The sequence below is a fragment of the Streptomyces sp. NPDC001339 genome, from assembly GCF_042895955.1.
Lineage (GTDB): Bacteria > Actinomycetota > Actinomycetes > Streptomycetales > Streptomycetaceae > Streptomyces.
Genome location: NZ_JBIAWT010000012.1, coordinates 61,813 through 88,282, shown reverse-complemented (window position 1 = coordinate 88,282; position 26,470 = coordinate 61,813). Strand labels below are relative to the sequence as shown.

The 26,470-nt window shown below is 71.0% G+C and carries 25 protein-coding genes and 1 riboswitch; of the genes, 15 read left to right on the top strand and 10 right to left on the bottom strand.

Annotated features, from left to right (window positions below; translation table 11 throughout):
• Positions 1-607 precede the first annotated feature (607 nt).
• Positions 608-823 carry a hypothetical protein gene (locus ACFY12_RS29740; RefSeq protein ID WP_390719017.1) on the top strand — a complete coding sequence of 72 codons (216 nt, stop codon included), beginning with the start codon at positions 608-610 and terminating at the stop codon, positions 821-823.
• A gap of 12 nt (positions 824-835) precedes the next feature.
• Here ACFY12_RS29740 and ACFY12_RS29735 read toward each other — a convergent pair whose 3' ends face one another.
• The gene (locus ACFY12_RS29735; protein ID WP_390719016.1) at positions 836-1,255 is read right to left on the bottom strand and encodes a hypothetical protein; all 420 of its coding nucleotides are present in this window, start codon (positions 1,253-1,255) and stop codon (positions 836-838) included.
• A gap of 585 nt (positions 1,256-1,840) precedes the next feature.
• Between ACFY12_RS29735 and ACFY12_RS29730 the strand changes: the two genes are divergently transcribed.
• Complete coding sequence (locus ACFY12_RS29730) at positions 1,841-2,944, top strand: M24 family metallopeptidase (protein ID WP_390719015.1); 1,104 nt, start codon at positions 1,841-1,843, stop codon at positions 2,942-2,944.
• Positions 2,945-3,191: 247 nt separating this feature from the next.
• On the top strand, positions 3,192-3,836 hold the full coding sequence (locus ACFY12_RS29725; protein ID WP_390719014.1) for a pentapeptide repeat-containing protein: 645 nt from the start codon (positions 3,192-3,194) through the stop codon (positions 3,834-3,836).
• Positions 3,837-3,926: 90 nt separating this feature from the next.
• Here ACFY12_RS29725 and ACFY12_RS29720 read toward each other — a convergent pair whose 3' ends face one another.
• Positions 3,927-4,424, bottom strand: coding sequence for a hypothetical protein (locus ACFY12_RS29720; RefSeq protein ID WP_390719013.1), 498 nt, complete (start codon positions 4,422-4,424; stop codon positions 3,927-3,929).
• A 129-nt stretch (positions 4,425-4,553) separates the two neighbouring features.
• On the opposite strand from ACFY12_RS29720, the gene ACFY12_RS29715 reads away from it, so the two are divergent.
• Positions 4,554-5,915 carry an SGNH/GDSL hydrolase family protein gene (locus ACFY12_RS29715; RefSeq protein ID WP_390719012.1) on the top strand — a complete coding sequence of 454 codons (1,362 nt, stop codon included), beginning with the start codon at positions 4,554-4,556 and terminating at the stop codon, positions 5,913-5,915.
• A gap of 132 nt (positions 5,916-6,047) precedes the next feature.
• Here the strand turns inward: ACFY12_RS29715 and map are convergent, their stop codons facing one another.
• Positions 6,048-6,815 (bottom strand): type I methionyl aminopeptidase, encoded by a 768-nt coding sequence (gene map, locus ACFY12_RS29710; protein ID WP_390719011.1) that lies wholly within the window; start codon positions 6,813-6,815, stop codon positions 6,048-6,050.
• A gap of 123 nt (positions 6,816-6,938) precedes the next feature.
• Between map and ACFY12_RS29705 the strand changes: the two genes are divergently transcribed.
• Positions 6,939-7,211: a helix-turn-helix domain-containing protein gene (locus ACFY12_RS29705; protein WP_390719010.1), complete on the top strand. Its 273-nt coding sequence runs from the start codon at positions 6,939-6,941 to the stop codon at positions 7,209-7,211.
• A 123-nt stretch (positions 7,212-7,334) separates the two neighbouring features.
• On the opposite strand, the gene ACFY12_RS29700 is transcribed toward ACFY12_RS29705, so the two are convergent.
• Positions 7,335-7,910 (bottom strand): TerD family protein, encoded by a 576-nt coding sequence (locus ACFY12_RS29700; RefSeq protein WP_390719009.1) that lies wholly within the window; start codon positions 7,908-7,910, stop codon positions 7,335-7,337.
• Between the two features lie 250 nt (positions 7,911-8,160).
• Here ACFY12_RS29700 and arfB point away from each other — a divergent pair, with 250 nt between their 5' ends.
• Positions 8,161-8,589: an alternative ribosome rescue aminoacyl-tRNA hydrolase ArfB gene (arfB, locus tag ACFY12_RS29695; protein WP_390719008.1), complete on the top strand. Its 429-nt coding sequence runs from the start codon at positions 8,161-8,163 to the stop codon at positions 8,587-8,589.
• A gap of 203 nt (positions 8,590-8,792) precedes the next feature.
• On the opposite strand, the gene ACFY12_RS29690 is transcribed toward arfB, so the two are convergent.
• Positions 8,793-9,293: a flavin reductase family protein gene (locus ACFY12_RS29690; RefSeq protein WP_390719007.1), complete on the bottom strand. Its 501-nt coding sequence runs from the start codon at positions 9,291-9,293 to the stop codon at positions 8,793-8,795.
• Between the two features lie 437 nt (positions 9,294-9,730).
• On the opposite strand from ACFY12_RS29690, the gene cdgB reads away from it, so the two are divergent.
• Together cdgB and ACFY12_RS29680 are read left to right on the top strand one after the other, a co-directional pair.
• Entirely contained in the window at positions 9,731-11,392 is a 1,662-nt protein-coding gene (gene cdgB, locus ACFY12_RS29685; protein ID WP_390719006.1) for a diguanylate cyclase CdgB, read from the top strand.
• Positions 11,393-11,653: 261 nt separating this feature from the next.
• Complete coding sequence (locus ACFY12_RS29680) at positions 11,654-12,625, top strand: carbohydrate-binding protein (RefSeq protein ID WP_390719005.1); 972 nt, start codon at positions 11,654-11,656, stop codon at positions 12,623-12,625.
• Between the two features lie 111 nt (positions 12,626-12,736).
• Here ACFY12_RS29680 and ACFY12_RS29675 read toward each other — a convergent pair whose 3' ends face one another.
• The 3 genes from ACFY12_RS29675 to ACFY12_RS29665 form a co-directional block, all read right to left on the bottom strand.
• A complete protein-coding gene (locus ACFY12_RS29675; RefSeq protein ID WP_390719004.1) occupies positions 12,737-13,654 on the bottom strand; it encodes a 1-phosphofructokinase family hexose kinase in 918 nt (305 codons plus the stop codon).
• 134 nt (positions 13,655-13,788) lie between these two features.
• On the bottom strand, positions 13,789-15,054 hold the full coding sequence (gene nagA / locus ACFY12_RS29670; RefSeq protein ID WP_390719003.1) for an N-acetylglucosamine-6-phosphate deacetylase: 1,266 nt from the start codon (positions 15,052-15,054) through the stop codon (positions 13,789-13,791).
• Positions 15,054-15,983 (bottom strand): ROK family protein, encoded by a 930-nt coding sequence (locus tag ACFY12_RS29665; RefSeq protein ID WP_390719124.1) that lies wholly within the window; start codon positions 15,981-15,983, stop codon positions 15,054-15,056. Before ACFY12_RS29665 ends, nagA begins: the two co-directional genes overlap by 1 nt.
• Positions 15,984-16,274: 291 nt before the next feature.
• Here ACFY12_RS29665 and ACFY12_RS29660 point away from each other — a divergent pair, with 291 nt between their 5' ends.
• The 3 genes from ACFY12_RS29660 to otsB all read left to right on the top strand — a co-directional run bounded on the left by ACFY12_RS29660 (position 16,275) and on the right by otsB (position 19,120).
• Positions 16,275-17,543, top strand: coding sequence for an extracellular solute-binding protein (locus ACFY12_RS29660; protein ID WP_390719002.1), 1,269 nt, complete (start codon positions 16,275-16,277; stop codon positions 17,541-17,543).
• Between the two features lie 382 nt (positions 17,544-17,925).
• Complete coding sequence (locus tag ACFY12_RS29655) at positions 17,926-18,162, top strand: DUF3263 domain-containing protein (protein ID WP_390719001.1); 237 nt, start codon at positions 17,926-17,928, stop codon at positions 18,160-18,162.
• 49 nt (positions 18,163-18,211) lie between these two features.
• On the top strand, positions 18,212-19,120 hold the full coding sequence (gene otsB, locus ACFY12_RS29650) for a trehalose-phosphatase (RefSeq protein WP_390719000.1): 909 nt from the start codon (positions 18,212-18,214) through the stop codon (positions 19,118-19,120).
• Positions 19,121-19,190: 70 nt separating this feature from the next.
• Here otsB and ACFY12_RS29645 read toward each other — a convergent pair whose 3' ends face one another.
• Both ACFY12_RS29645 and ACFY12_RS29640 read right to left on the bottom strand, forming a co-directional pair.
• Positions 19,191-20,630, bottom strand: a complete 1,440-nt coding sequence (locus ACFY12_RS29645) for a trehalose-6-phosphate synthase (RefSeq protein ID WP_390718999.1) — start codon at positions 20,628-20,630, stop codon at positions 19,191-19,193.
• A 49-nt stretch (positions 20,631-20,679) separates the two neighbouring features.
• Positions 20,680-21,666: a glucosyl-3-phosphoglycerate synthase gene (locus ACFY12_RS29640; RefSeq protein ID WP_390718998.1), complete on the bottom strand. Its 987-nt coding sequence runs from the start codon at positions 21,664-21,666 to the stop codon at positions 20,680-20,682.
• A gap of 161 nt (positions 21,667-21,827) precedes the next feature.
• A riboswitch (SAM riboswitch) is annotated at positions 21,828-21,974 on the top strand.
• A 17-nt stretch (positions 21,975-21,991) separates the two neighbouring features.
• Here ACFY12_RS29640 and thrC point away from each other — a divergent pair.
• From thrC to groL, 4 genes are all read left to right on the top strand, one after another.
• A complete protein-coding gene (thrC, locus tag ACFY12_RS29635) occupies positions 21,992-23,293 on the top strand; it encodes a threonine synthase (RefSeq protein WP_390718997.1) in 1,302 nt (433 codons plus the stop codon).
• A 70-nt stretch (positions 23,294-23,363) separates the two neighbouring features.
• Positions 23,364-23,642 carry a MoaD/ThiS family protein gene (locus ACFY12_RS29630; protein ID WP_390718996.1) on the top strand — a complete coding sequence of 93 codons (279 nt, stop codon included), beginning with the start codon at positions 23,364-23,366 and terminating at the stop codon, positions 23,640-23,642.
• Between the two features lie 542 nt (positions 23,643-24,184).
• Entirely contained in the window at positions 24,185-24,388 is a 204-nt protein-coding gene (locus ACFY12_RS29625; protein WP_010035953.1) for a cold-shock protein, read from the top strand.
• Between the two features lie 380 nt (positions 24,389-24,768).
• Complete coding sequence (groL, locus tag ACFY12_RS29620; RefSeq protein ID WP_390718995.1) at positions 24,769-26,391, top strand: chaperonin GroEL; 1,623 nt, start codon at positions 24,769-24,771, stop codon at positions 26,389-26,391.
• Positions 26,392-26,470 lie beyond the last annotated feature (79 nt).

Genomic DNA, 26,470 nt, shown 5'->3' with positions numbered 1-26,470 from the left:
TCGCGCTCCGTGAGCCTAGGGCTCCGATTACCTCAGCGCTATTCGCGCAAATGCCCCCATCCGCAGCACAATTGGGGGTCATCCGGACAGTTTCGTAGACCTCGCGTGGGCAATTCGTATCGCTTTTACGGGGAAACGATATGTGGCGTCCGGATCTTGGTATGCCGAGTCATCGCCGTACCCCCGACGGGGTCATCACCGCAGGTAGACGGAAGAACCGACTCGTCATGTCAGTCCCGCGGTCCGTCCGCCGGTGGTGGTGTGCGCCTGCGGCGGTGAGTGCCCCGGCGGCCAACGGCAGGGATGCGGGACAGCGATTCGGGACAGCGTTGCGGGGCGGCGTTGCGGGACCCGTCGTCGCCGATAGCGGCTGAGTGAGCTGCGCAGGGCGCGGAAGGTGACGGACTGCGCCGGATAGCGGGTGGCCGTCGGGTGAAAGGTGGCGGCCGGTGACGGTCACGCTGGGGACATCATCGGGCAGCGTGATAAGAGCTTCTAGACGTCGATTCCCGCGGTGAGCGCTGGGTCGAAAACTGAGTGCTCCGAAGCGCGTGGGTTTCGGGGTAAAGGAAGGGGCGCAGCTGTGCGGAGAAGGATTGGCACCTTTGTGGCGTCCGTAGTGATGAGCGGGTTCTTCATCGGTGCAGCTGCCTCAACGGCCGTGGCCCATGTGCCCGATGAACCCCATTCCTACGCTGACTGCGTCGACACGGCCGTCACCTACCAGGGAGATTCTCCGCACAATGCGATGTGGCGCTGCGACCTGTTGGTGAAGAAGGTGGATCGGCAGTCGGTGGACCTGCCTCTGCCCGCCTTCCCATAGGCATAGGCCGCTTCATCTGGGCCACTTCTCCGGAGTGCTGCTGGTGATCACGTGGCAGACGGCGGGCTTGCCGGGGGCGGGGGACTTCCCCGAGGCGACGACGCGGACCCCGTCCAGCAGGATCCGGCAGGAGGTGATGCCGTCTCCGGTCGGGGTGACCTCGACGCGGGCCTCTTTGCCGGTGTTGACAATGACCTCGGTGCGCCAGGGCAGCTTGGTCGGGCCCAGCTGTTCGTCCTTGTAGTCCGGCTTGGAGCTGTCGGGATTGTGGCGGTAGGTCACGGCGGCGGCCTGCGGTTCACCGCGGGAGGACGTGGCCTCGTAGGTGAGGGACCAGGAGTTCCCGCCTCGCCACTTCTTGATCTCGGTCACGTTGTTCTTGGCCCAGATCAGCCCGCCGACGACGAGGGCCGCGATCGCCAGGAGGGCCATCACAAGAAGGGTCTCGCCTCGCATGCGGCGGGACGACTGGTGCGGGGGTGTCATGGTGACCTCGGCCGGTTTCTGTGCCTTTTGTGAGCCTTGTGCGCTTTTGTGCCACGCGGCGCTGCGGTGGTGGTGCTGTGGTGCTGTGGTGCTGCCTGTTCCCTGGGGTGATGCCTGCGCGTGGCTTCTGCGCTCTCCCGGCCACCGTACCCACGGCGCACAAGGCGAGCCGTCGACCCGCTGACCGATCTCCGTCTCCGCCTCCGGTCGCACTCTCCAGCCCCGAGGGCGACCTGATGATGACCAGGCGGAGATGACCGGCGGACATGACCGGCGGAGATGACTGGCGAAGGCGAAGACCAGCCACCATGCCGGTCAGCGGCGTTCCGTGCGGCACCGGAGGGGCGCCGGGCACCGGCATCGGGGGGCACTGGCACCGGAGGGGCGGCACCGGAGGGGATCGGCACCGGAGGGGATCGGCACCGGAGGGGATCGGCACTGGAGGAGTGACGTGGGGCGCAGTGGGCCGGTTCGGAGGGTCCGGAGTGGATCTTTCGGCGTAGGTTCACCGGCATGGTGAAGGTGAATCCGATGACTTCCGAGGACTACGAGCGGCGCATGGAGCGGGCGGGCCGGGCCGCCGCCGATGCCGGACTGGCCGGGCTGATCGTGACGCCGGGGCCCGATCTGCTGTGGCTGTGCGGCTATGCACCGCCCGCGGCCACCGAGCGGCTGACCGCCCTGGTGATCGAGCCGGGGCGGCGGTCGCGGCTGCTGGTGCCCGTATTGGAGCAGCCGGACGCGGAGTGCTCACCGGGGGCCGAGGCGGTGGAGGTTTCCGGGTGGAGCGATGGCTCGGATCCGTATGCGCAGGTCGCCAAGTGGATGGTGCCGCAGGGGCGTTACGGGGTGTCCGACTCGACCTGGGCGCTCCATCTGCTGGGGCTGCAGCGGTCGCTGCCGGGGAGCGGATACGCCGCGCTGACGGAGGTGCTGCCGATGCTGCGTGCCGTCAAGGACGCCCATGAGGTGGCGCTGCTGGCCGCGGCCGGGGCCGCCGCGGACGCCACGTACGAGGACATCCTGGGGGTGCGCTTCGCCGGACGCCGGGAGTCCGAGGTGGCGGCGGACCTGGCGCGGCTGCTCCTGGAGCACGGGCACAGCCAGGTGGACTTCACGGTCGTCGGCTCCGGCCCCAACGGCGCCAATCCGCACCACGAGGCGGGGGAGCGGATGATCCAGGTCGGGGACATGGTGGTGCTCGACTTCGGCGGCCTGAAGGACGGGTACGGGTCGGATACGACGCGGACCGTGCACGTCGGAGAGCCGGGGGCCGAGGAGCGCAAGGTGCACGCCATCGTGCGGGAAGCGCAGCAGGCGGCGTTCGAGGCGGTGCGGCCGGGCATCGCGTGCCAGGACATCGACCGGGTGGCCCGTCGGGTGATCAAGACGGCGGGGTACGGCGAGTACTTCATCCACCGGACCGGGCACGGCATCGGGGTGACCACGCACGAACCGCCCTACCTGGTGGAGGGCGAACATCTGCCGCTCGTACCGGGGATGTGCTTCTCGATCGAGCCGGGGATCTACCTGCCGGGGCGGTTCGGGGTGCGGATCGAGGACATCGTGGCGTGCACGGAGTCGGGCGGGCGGCGGCTGAACGGGACGGGGCGGGAGCTGGCGGTGGTGCGGTAGGCGGTCGCCGGTCCTCGCCGGTCCTCGTCGGTCCTCGCCGGTCCTCGTCGGTCCTCGTCGGTCCTCGTCGGTCCTCGCCGGGGCCTCGCCCGGGCTCCTCGCCGGGGCCCTTGCCGATCGGGGGTTTTCGCTGGTCAGGCCGGATTGTCAGTGGGGCACCGCATGATGGGTCACGAGATCGGAAGGCGGTGATCGCGTGGCAGGGCGCGGTAGCGGTAGCGGAGGTAAGGGAAGCCGGAAGGGGACGGTGCGGGCGGTGCGGCGGCCGGAGGTGCGGTTGCCGGCGCTGGTGGCGTACGGCGGAGGGGAACTGGAGGTCGAAGGGGATTACGACGGGCTGGAGTTCGCGGATGCGGACTGGGCGGGGCAGTCGGCGCGCGGGGCACAGTTCATGGACTGCGCGGTGCGGCGGTGCGGGCTGGACGAAACGCGGCTCGGCCGGGCGCGGTTCATCGACAGTGTGCTGAGCGGGGTGCGCGGGGTCGGGACGGATCTGTCCGGGGCGACCTTGCGCGATGTGGAGGTGTCGGAGGCCCGGCTCGGCGGCGTGCAGTTGCACGGTGCGGTGCTGGAGCGGGTCGTGGTGCGCGGCGGGAAGATCGACTTCCCGAATCTGCGGATGGCGAAGCTGCGGGACGTCGCGTTCGAGGGGTGCGTGCTGATCGAGGCGGACTTCGCGGGGGCGGAGCTGGAGCGGGTGACGTTCGACGACTGCACCCTGGCCCGGGTGGACTTCTCCCAGGCGCGGATGAAGGACGTCGATCTGCGGGGTGCGGCCGTGGTGGACATCGCGCGGGGGATCGACCGGCTGTCGGGTGCGGTGATCAGCGCGGCCCAACTGATGGATCTGGCACCGGCGTTCGCGGCGGAGATAGGGGTACGGGTGGAGTGACGGGCACGGGGCACGGGGCATGGAGCTCGGGGCCCGGCGCCGCGGGGGCCACGCACCGTGGGCGGGCCCGGCGGTGGGCCGCCGGGCCGGTCAGACGCGGGGGAAGCGGGCCTGGAGGTTCCAGATGGCGGGGTTGTCGGCGAGGCCGTCGTGCATATCGGTGAGGTCGGCGATCAGGTCGTGCAGGAAATCGCGGGCCTCGCGGCGCAGCGCGGCGTGGTTGAAGGTGAGCGGGGCTTCGTCGGCCGGCATCCAGTCGGCGTCGATGTCCACCCACCCGAAACGGCGCTCGAAGAGCATCCGGTCGGCGGATTCGGTGAAGTCCAGCTCGGCGTGGACGGGGCGGGCGGAGCGGCTGCCACGGGGGTCGGTGTCGAGCTGCTCGACGATGTCGCACAGTGCCCAGGCGAAGTCGAGGACGGGTACCCAGCCCCAGGCCGTGGACAGCTCGCGGTCCGCCTTCGTGTCGGCGATATAGACATCGCCGCAGAACAGGTCGTGCCGCAGGGTACGGACATCCGCGGTCCGGTAGTCCGTCTGCGGCGGGTCCGGAAAGCGAGAGGAGAGGGAATAACCGAGGTCGATCACACCTTGATGGTGTCACGCCGGTGCGTCGGGTCATCGCCCGCACCGGTCCGGCCCGGGGCCGTCGGTGGCCTTCGGGGGAAGGCGGTGACCAAGAGGGGCATGGCAATGCCCAAGGAGGGGGAAAGACACATGTCTGGTTCGATCATGTCCGGCTCTGCGATGCGCCGTTCGGGTGCCGTATTACTTTCCGTGACCGCGCTGGTGGCGCTGCCGGTACTGCCGGCTCTGTCCGGTGGGCAGCACGGGGCGGCGGCGTATGCGGCCCAAGGGGGCGACGACCGCGCCGGTGGAACGGGCGGCGGCCACGCTACGGGGTACGGCGAGCGGCACGGCGGTGACCAGTGGCGGGGCGGCTGGACGGCATCGCCGCAGGCACCGACCAAGGTCTACCCGGGCTGGTCCGAGACCGGCTTCGAGCGGCAGACGGTCCGCCAGGTCGTCCGAGTCAGTACCGGCGGCACGCAGGCCCGTATCGAGCTGTCCAACCGCTACGGACGTACGCCGTTGAAGGTGGCCGGTGCCACCATCGCCCGTGCCGGCCGCGGCGCCGAGGTGCAGGCCGGATCGGTGCGCGCGCTGACCTTCGGGGGCGGGCGGTCGGCGACCATACCGGCGGGCGGTGAGCTGCTCAGCGACGCCGTGGGTCTGAAGGTCCGCGCGCTGGAGTCGGTCACCGTCACGCTCTATCTGGACGCCCCGACCGGTCCGGCCACCTTCCACGGCACCGCCTCGGCCACGAGCTATCGCGCGGCCGGGGACCACCGTTCCGACGTTGGCGCGGCGGCCTTCACCGAGACCTCGAAGTCCTGGTACTACCTCTCCGGTGTGCAGGTCACCGGCGGCGGGTCCGCGCACCGCGACGGTGTGGTGGCCTTCGGCGACTCCATCACCGACGGCTACGGCTCCACGCCCGACGTCAACAACCGCTACCCGGACGAGCTGGCCGAGCGGTTCGCCGCGGCCGGCCGCCCGCGCAGTGTCGTCAATGAGGGGATCAGCGGCAACAAGCTGGTGAGCGATACGAGTTGGGCCGGTGAGAAGGGGGTTGTCCGCTTCGGTAAGGACGTCCTGAACGATCCGAATGTGGGCACGGTCGTCCTGCTGGAAGGCATCAACGACATCATCGTGAGCGAGAACCCCGACGGACCGGTCCCGCCGGGGCCGGATACCACGGTCGAGCAACTGATAGCCGGTCAGCGTGAGTTGATACGCCAGTCGCACGCCAAGGGCATCAAGGTCATAGGTGCCACGCTGACCCCGTTCAAGGGGTACGAGTATTACACCGAGGGCGGTGAGCACAAGCGGGATGCGCTCAACCAGTGGATACGCACCTCCGGTGAGTTCGACGGGGTGGTTGATCTGGACCGGGCGCTGTCCGACCCCGCCGACCGGGACCGGATGGCGGCCGCGTACGACGTGGGCGATCATCTGCACCCGAACGACGCCGGATACCACGCGATGGCCGGGGCGGTGGACCTCGACGCGCTGTGAGGGGTGACCCGCTGACAGCGCGGTCGGCTGTGGCGAGTGGCCGACGGTCGGTACGCCGGCCGCGGCACTCGTCACGGCAACGCCCCTTACCGTGAACGCCCCTGACCGTAACGGCCCTTGCCGCAAGGGCCGTTACGGCAGCGTCAGTACTCGCGGGCCGTCGTCCGTCACCGCCACCGTGTGCTCGAAGTGGGCGGCGCGGCTGCCGTCGGTCGTGCGCAGGGTCCAGCCGTCGCTGTCCGCGTAGTAGGCGTTCCCGCCGCCGGCCAGGAACATCGGCTCGATGGCGATGACGAGACCGTGGCGCAGTACGAGGCCCCGGTTCGGGCGGCCGTCGTTGGGGACCGCCGGGTCCTCGTGCATCGTGCGGCCGATGCCGTGTCCGCCGAAGTCCTCGGGGATGCCGTAGCCGGCGGCCCGTCCGACGCTGCCGATCGCGTGCGAGATGTCCCCGATCCGGGCGCCGACGACGGCCGCCGCTATGCCCGCCTCCAGCGCCCGCCGGGTGGTGTCCATCAGCCGCTGGTCCTCGGGGCGCGGAGCGCCGACCGTGAAGCTGAGGGCCGAGTCGCCCGCCCAGCCGTCCACGACGGCGCCGCAGTCGACGCTCACCAGGTCGCCGTCGCGCAGCCGGGTCCCGTCCGGGACGCCGTGCACGATCGCGTCGTTGACGGAAGCGCAGATGACGGCGGGGAACGGGGTGGGGGCGAAGGACGGGCGGTAGCCGAGGAACGGCGAGGTGGCGCCGGCCTCGCGCAGGACCGCACGGGCGACCTCGTCCAGGTCTCGTAGCCGCACTCCGGGGGCGGCGGCCGCGCGTACCGCGGCCAGCGCGTCGGCGACGACCCGGCCGGCCACCCGCATCGCGTCCATCGACGCGTCCGTCTTGATCTCCACCATGAGTGCTGTCCCCTCCCGAGCGCAGGCATGAACATGGCGTTGCCCATGGGTACGGGCATGGGCATGGGCACGCCTGCGGTATTTGTTTACCGGTATTTCTTTACCGGTATTAGTATCACGGGCATGGTGCGAACTCCATTGACCCCCTGGGAGCGGGAGCGCGGTGAGCGGCTCGGGACGCTGCTGCGGACCGCGCGCGGCGAGCGGAGCATGGTCGAGGTCGCTGCGGCGGCGGGGCTGTCCGCCGAGACGCTGCGGAAGATCGAGACGGGGCGGGCGCCGACGCCGGCGTTCTTCACGGTCGCCGCGCTGGCCGGCACGCTCGGACTCTCGCTCGACGAGGTGGCGGCGCTGGCCACACCGCCCGAGGCGGCCGTTCGGGACGCGGTCGCCTGACACCGGCTGCCCGGAACAAGCCGAGGGCCGGCCCCCGAACGGGAGCCGGCCCTCCAAGAACCGCGGCAGTGAATCGCGGCCGTGCCGCAGGCCGCAGACGCTGGCCTCAGGCGCTGACTGACCTCAGACGTTGACGCCGAAGTCCTGGGCGATGCCGCGGAGGCCCGAGGCGTAACCCTGGCCCACGGCGCGGAACTTCCACTCCGCACCGTTGCGGTACAGCTCACCGAAGACCATGGCGGTCTCGGTCGCCGCGTCCTCGCTGAGGTCGTAGCGGGCGACCTCGGTGCCGCCGGCCTGGTTGACGATACGGATGAACGCGTTCCGCACCTGGCCGAAGTTCTGGCCGCGGTTCTCGGCGTCGTAGATCGAAACCGGGAAGACGATCTTGTCGACGTCGGCCGGCAGGGCTGCCAGGTTGACGTTGATCTGCTCGTCGTCGCCGTCGCCCTGGCCGGTGACGTTGTCACCGGTGTGGACGATCGACTGGTCCGGCGTGGACTTGTTGTTGAAGAAGATGAAGTGCTGGTCCGAGTAGACCTTGCCGCTCGGGTTGACCGCGATCGCGCTCGCGTCGAGGTCGAAGTCCGTGCCGGTGGTGGTGCGGACGTCCCAGCCGAGGCCGACCGTGACGGCGGTCAGTCCCGGTGCCTCCTTGGTGAGCGAGACGTTGCCGCCCTTGGACAGGCTTACAGCCATGGGGATGTCCCTTTCGTTTCCACGCGTCGAGTCGGTGCCGGGCTCCGTACCGCACCGCCCCACCGTTCATGTGTGCATGCGGGTGCTGCGCACGGAGCTGCCGTCACCCTCCAGAACGCCGTGAACGGCCTGCGGGTTCCATGCTTCTTTACTTTCTTTACCGGCTTGACCGTTCTTTAGCGCCTCGGCCGTGCCCGGTCGGCATCGAAAAGAGGGTGACGGCGGTCCGGGGGCGCGAGATCATAGGGGCATGTCCGGGCCCTACGTCATCCGCGGTTCGGTTGTCCTTCCCGAGGCCGAGCTCGTATGGCGCTTCTCGCGGTCCTCGGGTCCGGGCGGCCAGCACGTCAACACCAGCGACAGCCAGGTCGAGCTGCGTCTCGACCTCGCCGGCACCGAGGTGCTGCCGCCGGTGTGGAAGGAGCGCGCCCTGGAGCGGCTGGCCGGCCGGCTGGTGGACGGTGTGCTGTCCGTACGCGCCTCGGACCACCGCTCCCAGTGGCGCAACCGTGAGACCGCGGCCGTACGGATGGCCGCGCTGCTGGCCGAGGCCACCGCACCGCCGCCCAAGCCACGCCGCAAGGCGCGGATCCCGCGGGGCATCAATGAGCGGCGGCTGCGCGAGAAGAAACAGCGCGGTGAGACCAAACGCGGCCGCTCGGGCCGCGACTGGACCTGAGCCGTCCGCGGTGACGGGCGACTGGATCTGAGCCGTCCGCGGTGACGAGCCTCCGGCAAACAGAGTCCGCCGCCGACGGGCCGCCCCATCGAAGGGCGCTCCCCCACACACACACGCCTGAACCGTACGCCCGGATCGACACCCGAACCGTACGCCCGGATCGCACACCCGAACCGTACGCCCGGATCGCACACCCGAACCGCTCACCCCAACTGCCGGTACTTCCCCCGGAAGTACATCAGCGGCCCGTCGTCCCCGTCGGCGACCGACGTCGCGAGGACGCGCCCGATGACGAGCGTGTGATCCCCGGCCACCACGCGCTGCTCCGTACGGCACTGGAGTGTCGCCAGGGCGCCCCCGATGAGCGGCGCGCCGGACGCTTCACCCCGTACATGAGGAATGTCCTCGAAGAGCAGTCGGTCGCTGATGCGGCCTTTCATCGCGAATCGCCCGGCAATCTGGCGCTGATGGCCCGAGAGCACCGATACGGCCCACAGTGGCTGCGCCGCCAGCAGGTCGTCCATCCGTGAGTCGTTGCGAACGCTCACCATCACCAGTGGCGGATCGAGGGACACGGAGAGGAACGCCGTGGCGGTCATGCCGACGTCCTCGCCGCGCGGCCCGGCGTCCGGATCGTGGGCCGTGATCAGCACCACACCGGCGGCGAGGCGGGACAGGGCGGCACGGAATTCGTCGTCACTCACCCCAACAGAATGCGGGATCGGGGCACCGCCCGGCACCGATGTCAGGGCTACGGCAGGCGTGGCAGGGGCGGCGGGGCCGGCGGCTGCCGCATCGGCAGGGGTTTTCGTGAACACGCCATGAACGCTAACTTCAGCCGATCCCCGCGCGCATCGGGCGCGGGGACGAACCGCGTCCTAGGTCTGACGACCGAGGTGCCGGGGTGGCAGTGAACGCCGGAATTTGCGTGAGGAAAGTGCGGGAAGGGTGAAGGTGCGGCTCAGTGGCGGGTGACGGGGAAGAGCGCCAACGCCCGCTCACGTACTGTGACTTGAGTCACAGCGGGCGCTAATTGTTGACCCTGTGTACCGAGTGAACAGCTCACTGTGATTCAGTGAGCGTGGAATCGGACGACGAAGAATCGTGGAGTTTGCTGTCGAGGTCTCAGGGAGAGCGAGCGATGGAGACCGAGTCGGAGCCATACGTCCGTCTTGCGACCCTGCGGCAGCTGCACCAAGTGGTCGCCGAGCTGAACACCGCACGCAGCCTTGCGGAGACCTTGCAGACCGTCGCCGACGGCGCCCTCAAGGGCCTCGGCTTCGAGCTCTGCGCGGTCAACCTCGTCCGCCCCGACGGCGATCTCGTCGTCGCCGCGGTCGCCGGCAGCGCGGGCGCCGAGGCCCTGATGGCCGGGCGGGTCGGCTCCCGGCTCTCCTGGGAGCGTCGGCTGTCCATGGGGGAGCGGTGGGGCGACCTGTGCTTCATCCCGTACACCGAGGGCTGGGTGCTGGATGACGACGACGTACCGCAGTGGCACACGGCCGGACCCGCCCCCCGCTTCCCCGACGAGTGGCATCCGATGGACCGCCTCTTCGCGCCCATGTACACCGCGGGCAGCAAGGGCGGCGAACTGCTCGGAGTGATCTCCGTCGACCGGCCGCGGAACGGCCGGCGGCCCGGCGCCTGGGGTCAGGAAGCCCTCCAGATGTACGCGTTCCAGTCCGCCATCGCGATCAGCAACGCCCGCCTGCGGGCCAATATGCAGCGCGCACTGGTCCGGCTGGAGCGCGAGCAGCAGGCCCTGCGCGCCAGCGAGGAAAGCTTCCGGCAGGCCTTCGAGTACGCGCCCAGCGGGATGGCCGTGGCCGAAATGGGCGGTGACCAGCACGGGCGGCTGCTACGCACCAACGACGCGCTCTGCCGGCTGCTCGGCCGCAGCGCCTCCGGACTGCGCCGCTACTCCTTCTCCGACCTCGTCCACCCCGAGGACATCGGCACGCTGCTGCGCACCTCCGCCGAGGGCGGCCGCGCCGAACTGCGGCTGGCCCGCCGGGACGGCACGTACGTGTGGGCCGCGCTGCGCAACTCCGTGGTCGCCGACACCGCCGACGGCCCCCGGTACCTGCTCACCCACGTCGAGGACATCGAGGAGCGCAAGCGTCACGAGATCCAGCTCGCGCACCGCGCCAGTCACGACTCCCTCACCGGCCTGCCCAACAGCGCCGAACTGCGGGCCCGGCTCGGCGCCCGGCTGTGCTCCCGTACGCCCGGCTCGATGGCCGACGCCTACGCCTCCTCCGGCCCGTTCCCCGGCGACCCGCACGGCTTCCGGCCGGGCGGCACGGAGCCGTTCGACGGGATCGACGGCTTCGAGGGCGCCCCGGCGCCGTTCGACCACCACGTCCACCTCGTCGCGCCCGCCGACGGTCCGGTCGACGACGGCGCCAAGGGGCTCGCGGTGCTCTTCTGCGACCTCGACGGCTTCAAGTCGATCAACGACCGCTACGGGCACAACACCGGCGACGCGGTACTGATCGAGGTCGCCCGCCGGCTGACCAGCGGCGTCCGGGACGGCGACACGGTCGCCCGGCTCGGCGGCGACGAGTTCGTGGTGCTCGCCGACGGCCTGGGCACGGCCGACGCCGAGGACCTCGCGGCCCGGCTGCGCAACGCGATCATCCCGCCGATCCGGGTCGAGGGCCGGGCCGTCCGGGTCGGCGCCAGCTTCGGCATCGGCTGGGCGAGCTGCGGGATGACGGCCGAGGAAGTGCTGGAGTCGGCCGACCAGCGGATGTACGTGGAGAAGCGCTCCCGCTCGAAGGCGGGCCGACGGGCCGGCTGAGCGCCCCCTGCGGTGCCCCCTGCGGTGCCCCCTGCCGAGCCCTCGGCGCCGTCCGCCTCGGCGCCGTTTCTGTAGCGATCCTGTGGCGGTTCCGGCTCGGCGTGGTATCCCCCAAACGGGGTAGGCTGCGCCGGTGCGGCGCGGTGCCGCCGGGAACACACGGGAACGCATCCGCACAGGCATCCCCACCGTCCCCTCGACCCCACCCACCTCGTCCATCTCGTACTGACGTTTCGTACAGACCGCTGGGAGTGACACGGAATGACGGCCGGCAACAACGGCGCGGGCACGCCGGAGAACGACGATCCGTTCGCCTACCTCTACCGCTCCGAGGGCGGCGAGGGCGGCGCGGCGGGCCCGTCGGGCGACGGCGTGGCGGCGGCCCGGCAGCCTGGCGTCCCCCGGGCCTCCTACAACCAGGTCCGCGCGGTCGGTGAGCGCCAGTACGGGCAGCGGCAGCAGCACGGCGGCGCTCAGCAGCGGGTCGCCCCGCAGCAGCCGTACGGGCAGCAGCCGTACGCGCAGCGCAACGCCCACTACGCCGCCCCCGAGACCCTTCCCGGCGGTGACGCCACCCGCCAGGTCGCGCCCCCCGGCCACACCGACCGGGCCCCGGCCCCGCGCCGCAACCACAAGGGCCTGCTGATCGGCGCCGTGGCCGTCGTCACCGTGGTCTGTATCGGCATCGGCGTCGCCATACTCACCAACAGCAACGACGACAAGAACGACTCGGCCGCCGACCCCGTCGCGTCGGCCGACGCCTCCACCGAGCCCAGCGAAAAGCCGTCCGGCTCGCCGACGCCGGCCCCGCTGCCCAAGGAGAACGCGGGCAGCCTGTCCCTGGGCGGCGGCGCGACCACCTCCAAGGACGTCAAGGGGGCCAGGACGCCCGGCGGTACGTACGTGGCGGGCATGAACGCCCCCGGCGCGTCCGCCACTTGGACCTTGGACGTTCCCAAGTCCGGTGCGTACACGGTGTTCGTGGGCTACGGCGTCCCCGGCAAGGACGCCAAGTCCACGCTGACGATCAACGACCAGGACACCCGCAAGATCAACATGAAGAACTTCGCCCACGCGGCGGAGGGCGACTGGGAGAAGGGCTGGACCCGCAGCTTCAGCTGGGTCCAGCTGAAGCAGGGCAAGAACACCGTGAAGGTCTCCTGCGAGCAGGGCGACCAGTGCGACTTCAACCTCGACCAGGTCTGGCTGAAGGCCGGCCACGTCAAGGGCTGACGGTCCCCGGGCGCGGCGGCGCAGGCCCCCGGGCTCGGCGGCGCAGATCCCCGGGCTCGGCGGCGCAGATCCCCGGGCTCGGCGACGCGGGCCCCCGGGTGACGCATCAGGTCACGGATGCGTGGCGACCTTGACCCGCGGCAGCAGCTCCTCGTACGTCGCCGGGTCGAACTCGCCGGCCGCCGGGGCCCGTACGGTGGCGGCGGAGAGGGCCACCGCGCGGGTCAGCCGGGCCGGCCAGGCGAGGTCCTCCACCAGCCCGGAGAGCAGGCCTGCGACGGCCGAGTCGCCGGCGCCGGTCGGGTTGCCGGCGAACCGGTCGGGCGGGGCGGCCTGCCAGACGCCGTCGGCGGTGACCGCGAGCATGCCCTCCGGGCCGAGCGAGGCGGCCACCGCGTGCGCGCCGCGGCGGCGGGCCTCGCGGGCGGCGCGCAGCGGTTCGGTGCTGCCGGTGAGTGCGGCCAGCTCGTCGGCATTGGGCTTGGCGAGGTCCGGGCGGGCGGCCAGGCCGCGGCGCAGCGGTTCGCCGCTGGTGTCGAGGAGGACAGGGACGCCGGCGGCGCGCGCGGCGCGGGTGAGGCGGGCGTAGACGTCCACCGGGACACCCGGCGGGAGGCTGCCGCACAGGGCCACCGCCCGTGCGCCGGCCAGCAGTTCGCCGTAGCTGCCGAGGAAGGTGTCCCATTCGGCGGGGGAGACGGTCGGGCCGGGCTCGTTGAGCTGGGTGGTGTCGCCGGTGGCCTCGTCGGCGACGGCGACGGTACGGCGGGTGGCGCCGCCGATCGGCACGAGCGCATCGGTGACCTCGGTGTCCGCGAGCAGCGCGCGCAGCGCCTCGCCGGTGCCGCCGCCCGCGAAGCCGGTGGCGACCGTACGGTGACCGAGCGCGGCCAGTACGCGGGCGACGTTCAGGCCCTTGCCGCCGGGGCGTTCGGACACCTGGGTGATCCGGTTCGTGCCGTGCGGGCGGAGCCGGGGGACGCGGTAGGTGATGTCCAGGGCGGCGTTCAGCGTGACCGTGAGGATCATGGTCGCCCCTCCGGGAAGTCATGGCCGGGCGGGTGGGCGTGGGTCGGGCAACCGCGCGCGGCACAGGCGTACGGACAAGTGCGCGAGCGATCATGCCATCGCCGGTGGCGGTTGGCCCAGACCCACCGCCCGCCTTACGCGGCCGTCGGGTGCACCAGCCACTCGCCCCGGCGCGCGACGCCCACCAGGCGGTACTCCGCGTCGAACACCACCAGGTCGGCGTCCTTGCCCGCCTCCAGGGAGCCGGTGCGGTCCGCGATGCCCAGGAGGCGGGCGGGGTTGGCCGAAAGTGCCCGTACGGCCTGATCGACGGTCAGCCCGTCGATGGTGACGGCGCGTCGGAAGGCGCGGTCCAGGGTGAGCGTGGAGCCCGCGATCGAACCGGCGGTGGGCCCTTCGCTGATCCGGGCGACACCGTCCTTGACCTCGACCCGCATCGGGCCGAGCGGGTACATCCCGTCGTTCATACCGGCCGCGCCCATCGCGTCCGTGATGAACGCGACCCGCCCGTCGCCCGCCTCACGGAACGCCAGTTGCAGGACCGCCGGGTGCAGATGGGTGCCGTCGTTGATGAGCTCGACGGTGATCCGCTCGTCCTCCAGGAGGGCGGCGACCGGGCCCGGCGCCCGGTGGCCGAGCCCCGGCATCGCGTTGAAGAGGTGGGTGGCGACGGTGGCGCCGGCGTCGATGGCCTGGCGGGTGGCGTCGTACGAGGAGTCGGTGTGGCCGATGGCGGCGATCACCCCGGCGTCGGCGAGCAGCCGTACGGAATCCAGGCCGCCGGGCAGCTCCGGCGCGACGGTCATCATCGCCGCGGTGCCGTGCGCGGCGTCGAGGAGCTTGCGGACGTCCGCCGGGTCCGGGTCGCGCAGCAGCTCCGGCTGATGGGCGCCGCAGCGGTGCGGGGAGATGAACGGACCCTCGAAGTGGATACCGGCCAGCTCGCCCTGCTGGACGAGCTCGGCGAGTACTCCGGCCTGCCGGGCGAGCTCGGAGAGTTCGCCGGTGACGGTGGAGGCGGCCATCGAGGTGGTGCCGTGCCTGCGGTGGGTCTCGATGACCGTCAGGCACTCGTCCGGGTCGGCGGACGAGAAGGAGCCGCCGCCTCCGCCGTGGACGTGGAGGTCGACGAAGCCGGGGACGATGAGGTGGCCGGAGAGGTCGATGACCCGCGTGGCGCCGGTCCCGTCGCCGTGCGCGGCGCGGTCCTCGTCCCGGCCGGCGCCGTGCCCGTCGCGCTCGCTCCGGTCGAGGCCGCGGCTGTGGACACCGACGATCCGGCTGCCCTCGATGGTGATCCGGCCGTCCTCGACGACGCCCGACGGCCGGGCGATCCGGGCGCCGGCCAGTACGGTGCGGCGGGGGGCCGAGGACGGCTGCGCGGACTGGTGCTGTGCCATCAGGCGGTTACCTCCGTGGAGAGAAGATCCCGGGCGAGGAGTCCCGCGCCCAGGCACCCGGCGGCGTCCCCCAGGGCCGCCGGAACGATCGAGGGGAGCCGCTGGAACGTCACGCGCCGGCGGACGGCTTCCCGGAGCGGTGTGAAGAGCGTGTCGCCCGCCTCGGCGAGCCCGCCGCCGATGATCAGCGTCTCCGGGTCGAGCAGGGTGAGCCCGGTGACCAGGCCGTCGGCGAGCGCGTCCACCGCGTTCTGCCACACCGCGCGGGCCCGCTCGTCGCCGGACGCCACGGCCTTGGCCGCGTCCGCGGCGCCGGCCTGCGGATCGCCGCAGACCGCGGCCCAGTCCCGGCCCACCGCGGCGGCCGAGGCCACCGTCTCCAGGCAGCCGCGCTGGCCGCAGCCGCAGGCGCGGCCCCCGGGGCGTACGACGATGTGGCCGATCTCGCCCGCGCTGCCGTGCGCCCCGGCCTCGATCCGGCCGCCGATGCCGATGGCGCCCGCGATGCCGGTGCCCAGCGGGACGAACAGGAAGCGCTCGGCGCCCCGGCCGGCGCCGATCCGGCCCTCGGCCAGGCCGCCGGTGCGGACGTCGTGGCCGAGGGCGACCGGCAGCCCGCCGAGCCGCTCGGACAGCAGCGCCCGCATCGGTACGTCCCGCCAGCCGAGGTTCGCGGCGTAGACGGCGGTGCCGGACGCCTCGTCGACGATGCCGGGGACGGCGACGCCGGCCGCCTCGGCGGGGGCGCCGAAGCGCTCGGCGCCGATGTCGCGGAGTTCGGCGGCGAAGCCGAGGACGGCCTCGATCACCGCGTCCGGGCCGCGCTCGCGGCCGGTGGGGCGCCGCGCCTCGTAGAGGAGGACCGGGGGCGCCGGGGGCGTCGTCTCGGGCGGCGCGGTGTCGTCCACCCCGACGAGGGCGGCTTTCATCCCGGTGCCGCCCACATCGAGGGCGATGACGTGTCTCACGGGAACAGTTTCGCGCGCACCGCCCCGAAAGGTCTAGTCCACTCACCGGTGGCCGGCGGCAGGACCGGGGCTGGGGGCGGGCGGCGGCCACGCGCGGGAGCCCGGTGACGGAACGCAATCTTCCGTGGTGTAGACCTTGTGGAGAACACGGGAAGAAACCCGCTGTTCATGCCGGGCGCGGGCGATCCCCGAGACGGCGTTGCCACACCCGGCAAGCACGGAATCCCGGAAACGGACAAGGGGTAAAAAGCGGTGCAGCGGCGGTACCTGAGCCTGGCGGCGGCGATCGCCACCACCATGACGCTGACTCTCACCGGTTGCGGCAGCGGCTCGGGCGACGGCGATGTCACCCTCAAGCTGGTCGCGGCGGAGTACGGAGACAGCCCGGCCAACAGCTCCCAGCGCTACTGGGACCAGCTCACCCGCGCCTTCGAGAAGAAGAACCCCGGTATCAAGATCGACGTCGAGGTCTACAGCTGGAAGGACGTCGACAAGAAGGTCGAGGAACTGGTCAAGAGCGGCCACGCCCCGGACCTCGCCCAGATCGGCGCGTACGCCGACTACGCCGCCAAGGACCAGCTCTACAGCGTCGACCAGCTCCTCTCCATCTCGACCCAGGGCGACTTCACCCCCGCCCTCGCGGAGACCGGCGAATACCGGCGCGTCCAGTTCGGCATGCCCTTCGGCGCCAGCACCCGCCGGCTCTTCTACAACAAGAAGCTGTTCGCCGAGGCCGGCGTCAAGGCCCCGCCGCAGACCTGGAGCGACATCGCCCGCGACGCCCAGCTCCTCAAGGACAAGGGCGTGCAGATGCCGTACGCGGTGCCGCTCGGCCCCGAGGAGACCCAGGCCGAGACGCTGATCTGGATGCTCAGCGGCGGCAGCTCGTACACCGACACCATCGGCAAGTACCGCATCGATTCCCCGGAGAACGTCAAGACCTTCGAGTGGCTGAAGAACGACCTCGTCGGCAAGGGCCTGACCGGCTCCGACCCGGCCAAGCTCAACCGTGAGGACGCCTTCCAGGGCTTCGCCGACGGCAAGGTCGGAATGCTCAACGGCCACCCCACCCTGATGAAGCAGGCCGAGGCCAAGGGCATCGACTACGGCACCGTCGAGCTGCCCGGCATCGACGGCAAGGCGAAGGCCACCATGGGCGTCGCCGACTGGATGATGGCCTTCAAGCAGAACGGCCACCGCACCGAGGCCGGCAAGTTCCTCGACTTCGTCTACAGCAAGAAGAACGTCGTGAAGTTCTCCGGCGACTACGGCCTGCTGCCGGTCACCACGTCCGCCCGCCAGACGATGCTCGCCGACACCAAGTACGCCAAGCTGCACGGCTTCCTCGAGCAGCTCGCCACCGCCGAGTTCTACCCGGCGAACAAGACCTCCTGGCCGCTGGTCTCCAAGACCATCAAGGCCAAGATGGGCACGGCGGTCGGCCCCAAGGGGAACCCGGCCGGGGTGCTCACGGAGATCCAGCATGTGGCGGACGAGGCGGACAGCGCTGCGCTGGGCTGACCTCCCACGTTTTCGGCTTTCCCGCCGTGCGTCTTCTCGCCGTTGCGCCTGCGGCGGGCGTGGGTGTGTCGGGCGCGGGTCCGCTCCTCCGGACTTCGTCCTGCGGAGCGGCCCCTCCCGGGAGTGGGAGAAAAAACGGTGAGTGGGGCTGTACGCGAGTGGTCCACTGCCAGCAGACGATCGCTTACGTACACCCCCACCGGTCTTCTTCCACCCACCCACGGGAGGGGGCGGACCGCAGAACGAAGTTCGGAGGGGCGCACCCGTGACGTACAGCCCCGCGCAGCGGCAACGGCCCGCCGCCAGGCGCCACGGCGGGAAAGTCAAGTACGTGGGAAGGCAGCCAAGCGCAGCGGACAGGCGCAGCGGTACGCTGGACGGCGTGCCAGACACGTCAGGACTTTCGCCTCGGGACGAGGCCCTGCTCGCCCTTGAACGCCGTTCCTGGCCGGCGCCCGGGCCCAAGGAGCGCGCCATACGTGAGCAGCTCGGTATCTCGCCGACCCGCTACTACCAGCTTCTGAACGCCCTGCTGGACGATCCCCGCGCCCTCGCCCACGATCCCGTCACCGTCAACCGCCTGCGGCGCGTACGGGACGACCGCCGCGCCCGCCGCTGAGGGGGCGGAAGACCCCCCGGCGCCCGCCGCGCGCCGGTAGGGTCGGTTCATGGGAAGCCCCCGGAATTCCGCGCCGCAGTCCCAGCCGACCCAGGAGTCCGGGTCCGGCTCCGTACCGACACCGGACACCGCCGCCGGACGCGACGGCCTCGCCGCGCTGCTGGCACACCCCGAACGAGCCGTCGTCGCCCTCGACTTCGACGGCACGCTCGCCGATATCGTCCCGGACCCGGAGAAGGCTCGCGCCCATGAGGGCGCCGTCGCCGCCCTCGGCCGCCTCGTGCCGCATCTGCGCGCGGCAGCGGTGATCACCGGGCGGCCGGCCGCCGTCGCGGTCCGCCTCGGCGGCTTCGACTCCGTACCCGGCCTGGACCACCTCACCGTCCTGGGCCACTACGGCGCCGAGCGCTGGGAGGCCGCCACCGGCACCCTGCACGCCCCGCCCCCGCACCCCGGCATCGCCGCCGTACAGGCCGAGCTCCCCGGCGTCCTGGACGCCTCCGGCGGCTGGCACGGCACCTGGGTCGAGACCGCCGTCGAACGCAAGGGCGGCCGCGCCATCGCCGTCCACACCCGCCGCGCCGACGATCCGCAGGGCGCCTTCGAGCGGCTGCGCGGTCCGCTGACGCAGCTCGCCGAACGCCACGGCCTGATCGTCGAACCGGGACGTTTCGTCCTGGAACTCCGCCCCCCGGGGGTGGATAAGGGCGTGGCCCTGGCCGACTGGGTCCGCGAAACGGGCGCGTCCACCGCCCTCTACGCCGGCGACGACCTGGGCGACCTGGCCGCCTTCGCGGCCGTCGAGAGGCTCCGCTCCGACGGTCTGGCCGGCGTCCTGGTCTGCAGCGGCAGCGACGAGGTCACCGAACTGGCCGACCGCGCCGACCTGGTGGTCGACGGCCCCGCAGGGGTCGTGGCCCTGCTCGGCATGCTGGCGGACCGGCTCACAGCCGGGTGAGCCGGTCCGCGGGACGGGCGGTCTCCGCGGGGCCGCCGGGCCGCGGGACGGCCGGTCTCAGCGGCCGGTTTCAGCCGGTCAGCGCCCGCAGCTGGGTCAGGAACCACTGGGCAGGTGGCAGTGCCGTGGCGGCCGCCGCCAGCCGCTCGGTGCGCTCGGCGCGTTCCGCGGCGTCCATCGACAGCGCCTCGTGCAGCGCCTCGGCCGTCCCGCTCACGTCGTACGGATTGACGGTGAGCGCGGCCGCCCCGAGCTCCTCGTGCGCCCCGGCCTCCCGCGACAGCACCAGCGCGCAGCCGTGGTCGGACACCACCGGAATCTCCTTCGCGACGAGGTTCATCCCGTCCCGGATCGGGTTGACCAGCGCCACGTCCGCCAGCCGGTAGGCGGCGAGCGAGCGTGCGAAGTCGTCCTTCACGTGCAGCACCACCGGGGTCCAACTCGCCGTTCCGTACTCGGCGTTGATGTCGTCGGCGAGGCGCCCGACCTCGGCCGTGTAGTCCCGGTAAACGGCCAGGTCCTGGCGTGACGGATACGCGAACGCCACATGCACCACCCGCTCGCGCCACGACGGCCGGCCGGCCAGCAGCTCCCGGTAGGCGAGCAGGCCCCGCACGATGTTCTTCGACAGCTCGGTGCGGTCCACCCGGACGATGGTCCGGCGGGCCGCGCCGTCGGGCCCGGTGCCGATCTGCTCGCGCAGCGCGGCCAGCCGGCCGTCGACATCGGCCTGGTGCGACCGCTCGCGCAGGAAGCCGGCGTCCGCCCCGAGCCCGTACACGCCGGTCCGGGTGCCCCCGGTGCCGCCGAGCACCTCCGCACAGCACGCGGTGAACGCGGTCGCCCAGCGGTGGGTGAGGAACCCCAGCTGATCGGCGCCCAGCATGCCCTTCAGCAGCTGCTCGGCGATGTCGTCCGGCAGCATCCGGAAGTACTCCGGCGGGGCCCACGGCGTGTGCGAGAAGTGCGCGATACGGACGTCGGGCCGCAGCGTGCGCAGCATCCCCGGCACCAACGCCAGGTGGTAGTCCTGCACCAGCACCGCGGCCCCTTCGGCGGCCTCGTCGGCCAGCGCCCGCGCGAAGGCGCGGTTGTACGCCTCGTACGACGCCCACTGGGCCCGGAACTCCGCCCCGAAGACCGGCTCCAACGGCGTCTGGTACAGCATGTGATGGACGAACCACAGCACCGAGTTCGCGATGCCGTTGTAGGCCTGGGCGTGCACCTCGGCCGGAATGTCCAGCATCCGGACGCGCTGACCGCCGGTGTCGCCCGGCTCCAGGGCGCCCCCCGACCGCCGTACCGCCTCCCGGTCCCCGTCACCCAGCGCGGCACACACCCACACCGCGGCGATATCGGGACCGATCGCCGACAATCCGGACACCAGGCCGCCGCCGCCCCGCTTGGCGGCCAGCGTGCCGTCCTCCCCCAGGGAGTACGAGACCGGTCCACGGTTGGACGCGACGAGAACCTCGGCACCTACGGGGACCGCGCTGCGCTCGGAGACCATGTCGCGACAGTAACCCGAGACGGATCCGCGCAAACGTACGGAGCGCGGGTCAGGCCGCGCGCCGCGCCGCGTACTCGGGGATTTCGGCCATCGGCGGGCGCTCCTCGGTGTCCACCTCGGTCGTGTACGGGGCGAAGCCCTGCTCGGAGCGGCGGAACTGGGTGAGCCGGGGGCGCACCAAGTGGCCTCGTGCCAGGCGGAGTTGGGCGGCCCGGTAGATGGCGGCGGCCATCCGGCCGAGGGCCTGGCCGCCCTGGTGACGGTGCTTGCGCACACCGACGTCCACCTGGGCGAGGCCGTCCAGGCCGACGGTGTGCAGGGCGTCGACAAGCAGACCGAGCTCGACGCCGTAGCCGACCGGGAAGGGCAGCCGCTCCAGAAGGGAGCGGCGGGCCGCGTACTCGCCCCCCAGGGGCTGGACGAAACCGGCCAGCTGCGGCCAGTGCAGGTTGAGGAGGGGGCGGGCGACCAGCTCGGTGACCCTCCCGCCCTGCTCGCCCCCGGGGTCACTGCTGTCCTGCACTGCGGCCGTGGCCCCGGCGGTCTCCAGGGGCCGGTCGTACATCGCCTTGACGAAGTGGACGTCCGGGTCCGTCAGCAGCGGGCCGACGATCCCGGAGACGAAGGTGGCGGAGAACTCGCGCAGGTCGGCGTCGACGAAGCAGATGATGTCGCCGGTGGTGGCCAGGAGCGAGCGCCAGAGGACCTCTCCCTTACCGGGCAGCGCGGGTATCCGCGGCAGGACGCTGTCGCGGTGCACGACCCGGGCGCCGGCCGCCGCGGCGACCTCGGCGGTGCGGTCGGCGGAGCCGGAGTCCAGCACCACCAGCTCGTCGACCAGAGGGACCGCCTCGGTCATCAGCCCGGCACGGATCGTGGCGACGATCGCGCCGACCGTGGCCTCCTCGTCGAGCGCGGGCAGGACGACGCTGACCGTCCGGCCCGACTGGCGCTTCGCCTCCAGCAGCTGCTCCAGCGGCCGGTCGGCGGCGGACCAGGAGCGGCTGCTCAGCCAGCGCTCCACCTCTTCCAGCACGTAAACACCTCTCGCATGTGATCGGTTGTGATCCATCTCGCGGATCGGACGACTGTCTCGACTGTCAGTGCCTTCGGTTACAGTCTTGAACAACGCGGATGACCCTCGCATGTCGGGGTCGCCGCGCCATAAACGCCTGGGACTCCGTCCCGGTGCCATACCGCTCATCCAGAGGGGCAGAGGGAAACGGCCCGTTGAAGCCCCGGCAACCCTCCAGTCGGTCTCCGCTGTCAGCAGCGAGGCTCCCGCCGACTAGGGAAGGTGCCAAATCCGTCTCGCGGCGAGATGCGCCGCGAGGAAGATGAGGAGAAAGGGCCTCGCCTCCATGGCAGTGCAGACCGTCGCAAGCTCCCCCAGCACCACCCCCGTCGACCTCGGCCCCGCATCCGGCCTCTCCTGCCGCGAATGCGGCCACCGCGTCCCGCTCGGCCCGGTCTTCGCCTGCGTGGAGTGTTTCGGGCCGTTGGAGATCGCCTACGACTACTCGGGGTACGACACGGAGGAACTCCGCAGGCGCATCGAGGCCGGCCCCGCCAACATCTGGCGCTACGCCCCGCTGCTCCCCGTCCCCGACGACGTCGCCGGCAAGCCGAACCTCAACCCTGGCTGGACCAAGCTCGTCAAGGCCGACAACCTCGCCCGCGAGCTGGGCGTGACCGGCGGCCTGTACGTCAAGGACGACTCCGGCAACCCCACGCACTCCTTCAAGGACCGCGTGGTCGCCCAGGCCCTGGAGGCCGCCCGCGCCTTCGGCTTCACCACCCTCTCCTGCTCCTCGACGGGCAACCTGGCGGGCGCGGTGGGCGCCGCGGCCGCTCGGGCGGGCTTCCGCTCCTGCGTCTTCATCCCGCACGACCTGGAGGCCGGCAAGGTCGTCATGGCCGCGGTCTACGGCGGCGACCTGGTCGGCATCGAGGGCAACTACGACGACGTCAACCGCTTCTGCTCGGAGCTCATCGGCGACCCGCTCGGGGAGGGCTGGGGCTTCGTCAACGTCAACCTGCGCCCGTACTACGGCGAGGGGTCCAAGACCCTGGCGTACGAGATCTGCGAGCAGCTCGGCTGGCGGCTCCCGGACCAGATCGTCGTCCCGATCGCGTCCGGCTCACAGCTGACGAAGATCGACAAGGGGCTGAAGGAGCTGATCGCCCTCGGCCTGGTCGAGGACCGGCCGTACAAGATCTTCGGCGCCCAGGCGGAGGGCTGCTCGCCGGTATCGGCGGCCTTCAAGGCCGGGCACGACGTCGTCCGGCCGCAGAAGCCGGACACCATCGCCAAGTCGCTGGCGATCGGCAACCCCGCCGACGGTCCGTATGTGCTCGACATCGCCCGCCGTACGGGCGGGGCGGTCGAGGACGTCGACGACGTGCAGATCGTGGACGCGATCAAGCTGCTGGCGCGGACCGAGGGGATCTTCGCGGAGACCGCGGGCGGGGTGACCGTCGGTGTGACCAGGAAGCTGATCGAGAACGGCGTCATCGACCCGTCCCTGACCACCGTTGTCCTCAATACGGGTGACGGTCTCAAGACGCTGGACGCCGTCGCGCCGACCTCCGGGCCCACGGCCACGATCCGTCCGAGCCTGGACGCGTTCCGCGCGGCCGGCCTGGCCGGCCAGGCCGGCTGAGGCAGTACCGGACTCCGGGACTCCCGAACTCGTACTCCATCTCCATCACCCTGTCCGGAGGGCAGAACCCATGAGCGTCAACGTCCGCATCCCCACCATCCTCCGCACCTACACCGGCGGCAGGGCCGAGGTCGCCGCCGAGGGTGGGACCCTCTCCGAGGTGATCGCCGACCTGGAGAAGAACCACCAGGGCATCGCGGCCCGTGTCCTGGATGACACGGGCAAGCTGCGCCGCTTCGTGAACGTCTATGTCAACGACGACGATGTCCGCTTCGAGCAGGGTCTGGAGACGCCGACCCCGGACGGCGCGGGCGTCTCGATCATCCCGGCGGTGGCCGGAGGCTGCTGAATCTCTGCTGAATCCCCGCTGGATCTCCGCTCGACCCGCGCGGAGAGGTATCTGAGAAGGACTTGAGAGGGACTTGAGAAGGGCGTGAGAGGGATCTGATTTCAGCCATCTCTGTCGCTTCTTGACCGGAATTGCTTCACTCATTGCCCCGTTCATTCAAGTGGACGGGGCAATTCCGTTTCGTGAAAGGGGATACCATTGCGGCGATCCCCGTTCCGGATACCCCCGCATACCCCCGCGCGCATGCCGAACGCATGTGAAATCGCGATGAGTTGTGTTCAAAGTGTGTGCGGCATTTGTCGCTTGCATGCGTTATATCCGGCCCGACTTGCCCCGGAGAAACGGGATTTCACGCCATATCGCCGATTCTTCGGCGCCAGAATTCTCGTCCGATTGACCTGTTGCGCTGGGCATCGGTGCAGATACATTCAGCGGCGGTCGACGCGTTCCGGCGCACACCCCACGGGCCTTCGCGGGGTGAGGTCTGACCCGGGTCCGCGGAGTGCGGTCCTGCGCAAGGGCCAGTAATAGGGGAGTTAGGCATGGCTCAGGGCACCGTCAAGTGGTTCAACGCGGAGAAGGGGTACGGCTTCATCGCGGTCGACGGTGGTGCGGATGTATTCGTGCACTACAGCGCGATCCAGATGGACGGCTATCGCACCCTTGAGGAGGGTCAGCGAGTCGAGTTCGAGATCTCGCAGGGCCAGAAGGGGCCGCAGGCGGACATGGTCAGGGTGAGTGCCTGAGACGCCGACCGACTGCTGCGTAGGGAAGGCCCGCACCCCTGAGGGGGGAGCGGGCCTTCTGCCTGCCCGTCAGTCGCCGCGCCGCACTGCCGTGCTCCCCGCGGGGACGCCCCTCCCGCCCTTCACCCCTGGAGGAGACTCCCTCCGAGCCGCTTGCACTCTCATGCCCCGAGTGCTAATCATTGGCGTTAGCACTCTCCGAGTGAGAGTGACAAAGAAGGACCGGGTCGGTGAGGCCCGCAGGCCGGTGGGGCAAGGAACCACCGCAGGTCTGCAGGTCGTCCGTCGCGGGCGCCAGCGCGGTCCGGAGCAATCCTTCCCCAAGCTCTCAACTGCGTTCGAGCAGGGGAGACCCCATTAGTCCGGGAGGACCACTTCACATGGCCAAGATCATCGCGTTCGACGAGGAGGCACGGCGCGGTCTCGAGCGCGGCATGAACCAGCTCGCCGACGCCGTCAAGGTCACCCTCGGCCCCAAGGGCCGCAACGTCGTCCTCGAGAAGAAGTGGGGCGCCCCCACGATCACCAACGATGGTGTGTCCATCGCCAAGGAGATCGAGCTCGAGGACCCGTACGAGAAGATCGGCGCCGAGCTGGTCAAGGAGGTCGCGAAGAAGACGGACGACGTCGCCGGTGACGGCACGACGACCGCGACCGTCCTGGCCCAGGCCCTGGTCCGCGAGGGCCTGCGCAACGTTGCCGCCGGCGCCAACCCGATGGCCCTGAAGCGCGGTATCGAGAAGGCCGTCGAGGCCGTCTCCGCCTCCCTGCTCGACCAGGCCAAGGAGGTCGAGACCAAGGAGCAGATCGCCTCCACCGCCTCCATCTCCGCCGCCGACACCCAGATCGGCGAGCTGATCGCCGAGGCCATGGACAAGGTCGGCAAGGAAGGCGTCATCACCGTCGAGGAGTCCCAGACCTTCGGTCTGGAGCTGGAGCTCACCGAGGGTATGCGCTTCGACAAGGGCTACATCTCGGCGTACTTCGCGACCGACATGGAGCGTATGGAGGCCTCCCTGGAGGACCCGTACATCCTCATCGCCAACTCCAAGATCGGCAACGTCAAGGACCTGCTGCCGCTCCTGGAGAAGGTCATGCAGTCCGGCAAGCCGCTGCTGATCATCGCCGAGGACGTCGAGGGCGAGGCCCTGTCGACCCTGGTCGTCAACAAGATCCGTGGCACCTTCAAGTCCGTCGCCGTCAAGGCCCCGGGCTTCGGTGACCGCCGCAAGGCCATGCTCGGCGACATCGCCATCCTCACCGGTGGCACCGTCATCTCCGAGGAGGTCGGCCTCAAGCTGGAGAACGCCGGTCTCGACCTGCTCGGCCGCGCCCGCAAGGTCGTCATCACCAAGGACGAGACCACCATCGTCGACGGTGCCGGTGACAGCGAGCAGGTCCAGGGCCGGGTCAACCAGATCCGCGCCGAGATCGAGAACAGCGACTCGGACTACGATCGCGAGAAGCTCCAGGAGCGTCTGGCGAAGCTGGCCGGCGGCGTGGCCGTCATCAAGGCCGGTGCCGCGACCGAGGTCGAGCTCAAGGAGCGCAAGCACCGCATCGAGGACGCCGTCCGCAACGCGAAGGCGGCCGTCGAGGAGGGCATCGTCGCCGGCGGTGGCGTGGCCCTGCTGCAGGCCTCCTCGGTCTTCGAGAAGCTGGAGCTGGAGGGCGACGAGGCCACCGGTGCCGCCGCCGTGAAGCTGGCCCTGGAGGCCCCGCTCAAGCAGATCTCCGTCAACGCCGGCCTCGAGGGCGGTGTCATCGTGGAGAAGGTGCGCAACCTGACCCCGGGTCACGGCCTGAACGCCGCGAACGGCGAGTACGTCGACATGATCGCCGAGGGCATCATCGACCCGGCGAAGGTGACCCGCTCTGCGCTGCAGAACGCCGCCTCCATCGCCGCGCTGTTCCTCACCACCGAGGCCGTCATCGCCGACAAGCCGGAGAAGGCCGCCGCGGCCGCTCCGGGCGGCATGCCGGGCGGTGACATGGACTTCTGATCGGCCACTGGCATCGGGTAGCAGCTCTCACCGCTGGTACCTGATACCGCGACTGGTTGATCAACCGTCCTCAGTTCGT

What these genes read in the sequence shown, in the direction of transcription:
- ACFY12_RS29735 (WP_390719016.1), bottom strand. Translation starts at nt 1,255, where the DNA reads ATGGCCCTCCTGGCGATCGCGGCCCTCGTCGTCGGCGGGCTGATCTGG.
- ACFY12_RS29730 (WP_390719015.1), top strand. Translation starts at nt 1,841, where the DNA reads ATGACTTCCGAGGACTACGAGCGGCGCATGGAGCGGGCGGGCCGGGCC.
- ACFY12_RS29715 (WP_390719012.1), top strand. Translation starts at nt 4,554, where the DNA reads ATGTCTGGTTCGATCATGTCCGGCTCTGCGATGCGCCGTTCGGGTGCC.
- map (WP_390719011.1), bottom strand. Translation starts at nt 6,815, where the DNA reads ATGGTGGAGATCAAGACGGACGCGTCGATGGACGCGATGCGGGTGGCC.
- ACFY12_RS29705 (WP_390719010.1), top strand. Translation starts at nt 6,939, where the DNA reads ATGGTGCGAACTCCATTGACCCCCTGGGAGCGGGAGCGCGGTGAGCGG.
- ACFY12_RS29700 (WP_390719009.1), bottom strand. Translation starts at nt 7,910, where the DNA reads ATGGCTGTAAGCCTGTCCAAGGGCGGCAACGTCTCGCTCACCAAGGAG.
- arfB (WP_390719008.1), top strand. Translation starts at nt 8,161, where the DNA reads ATGTCCGGGCCCTACGTCATCCGCGGTTCGGTTGTCCTTCCCGAGGCC.
- cdgB (WP_390719006.1), top strand. Translation starts at nt 9,731, where the DNA reads ATGGAGACCGAGTCGGAGCCATACGTCCGTCTTGCGACCCTGCGGCAG.
- ACFY12_RS29680 (WP_390719005.1), top strand. Translation starts at nt 11,654, where the DNA reads ATGACGGCCGGCAACAACGGCGCGGGCACGCCGGAGAACGACGATCCG.
- ACFY12_RS29675 (WP_390719004.1), bottom strand. Translation starts at nt 13,654, where the DNA reads ATGATCCTCACGGTCACGCTGAACGCCGCCCTGGACATCACCTACCGC.
- nagA (WP_390719003.1), bottom strand. Translation starts at nt 15,054, where the DNA reads ATGGCACAGCACCAGTCCGCGCAGCCGTCCTCGGCCCCCCGCCGCACC.
- ACFY12_RS29665 (WP_390719124.1), bottom strand. Translation starts at nt 15,983, where the DNA reads ATGAAAGCCGCCCTCGTCGGGGTGGACGACACCGCGCCGCCCGAGACG.
- otsB (WP_390719000.1), top strand. Translation starts at nt 18,212, where the DNA reads ATGGGAAGCCCCCGGAATTCCGCGCCGCAGTCCCAGCCGACCCAGGAG.
- ACFY12_RS29645 (WP_390718999.1), bottom strand. Translation starts at nt 20,630, where the DNA reads ATGGTCTCCGAGCGCAGCGCGGTCCCCGTAGGTGCCGAGGTTCTCGTC.
- thrC (WP_390718997.1), top strand. Translation starts at nt 21,992, where the DNA reads ATGGCAGTGCAGACCGTCGCAAGCTCCCCCAGCACCACCCCCGTCGAC.
- ACFY12_RS29630 (WP_390718996.1), top strand. Translation starts at nt 23,364, where the DNA reads ATGAGCGTCAACGTCCGCATCCCCACCATCCTCCGCACCTACACCGGC.
- ACFY12_RS29625 (WP_010035953.1), top strand. Translation starts at nt 24,185, where the DNA reads ATGGCTCAGGGCACCGTCAAGTGGTTCAACGCGGAGAAGGGGTACGGC.
- groL (WP_390718995.1), top strand. Translation starts at nt 24,769, where the DNA reads ATGGCCAAGATCATCGCGTTCGACGAGGAGGCACGGCGCGGTCTCGAG.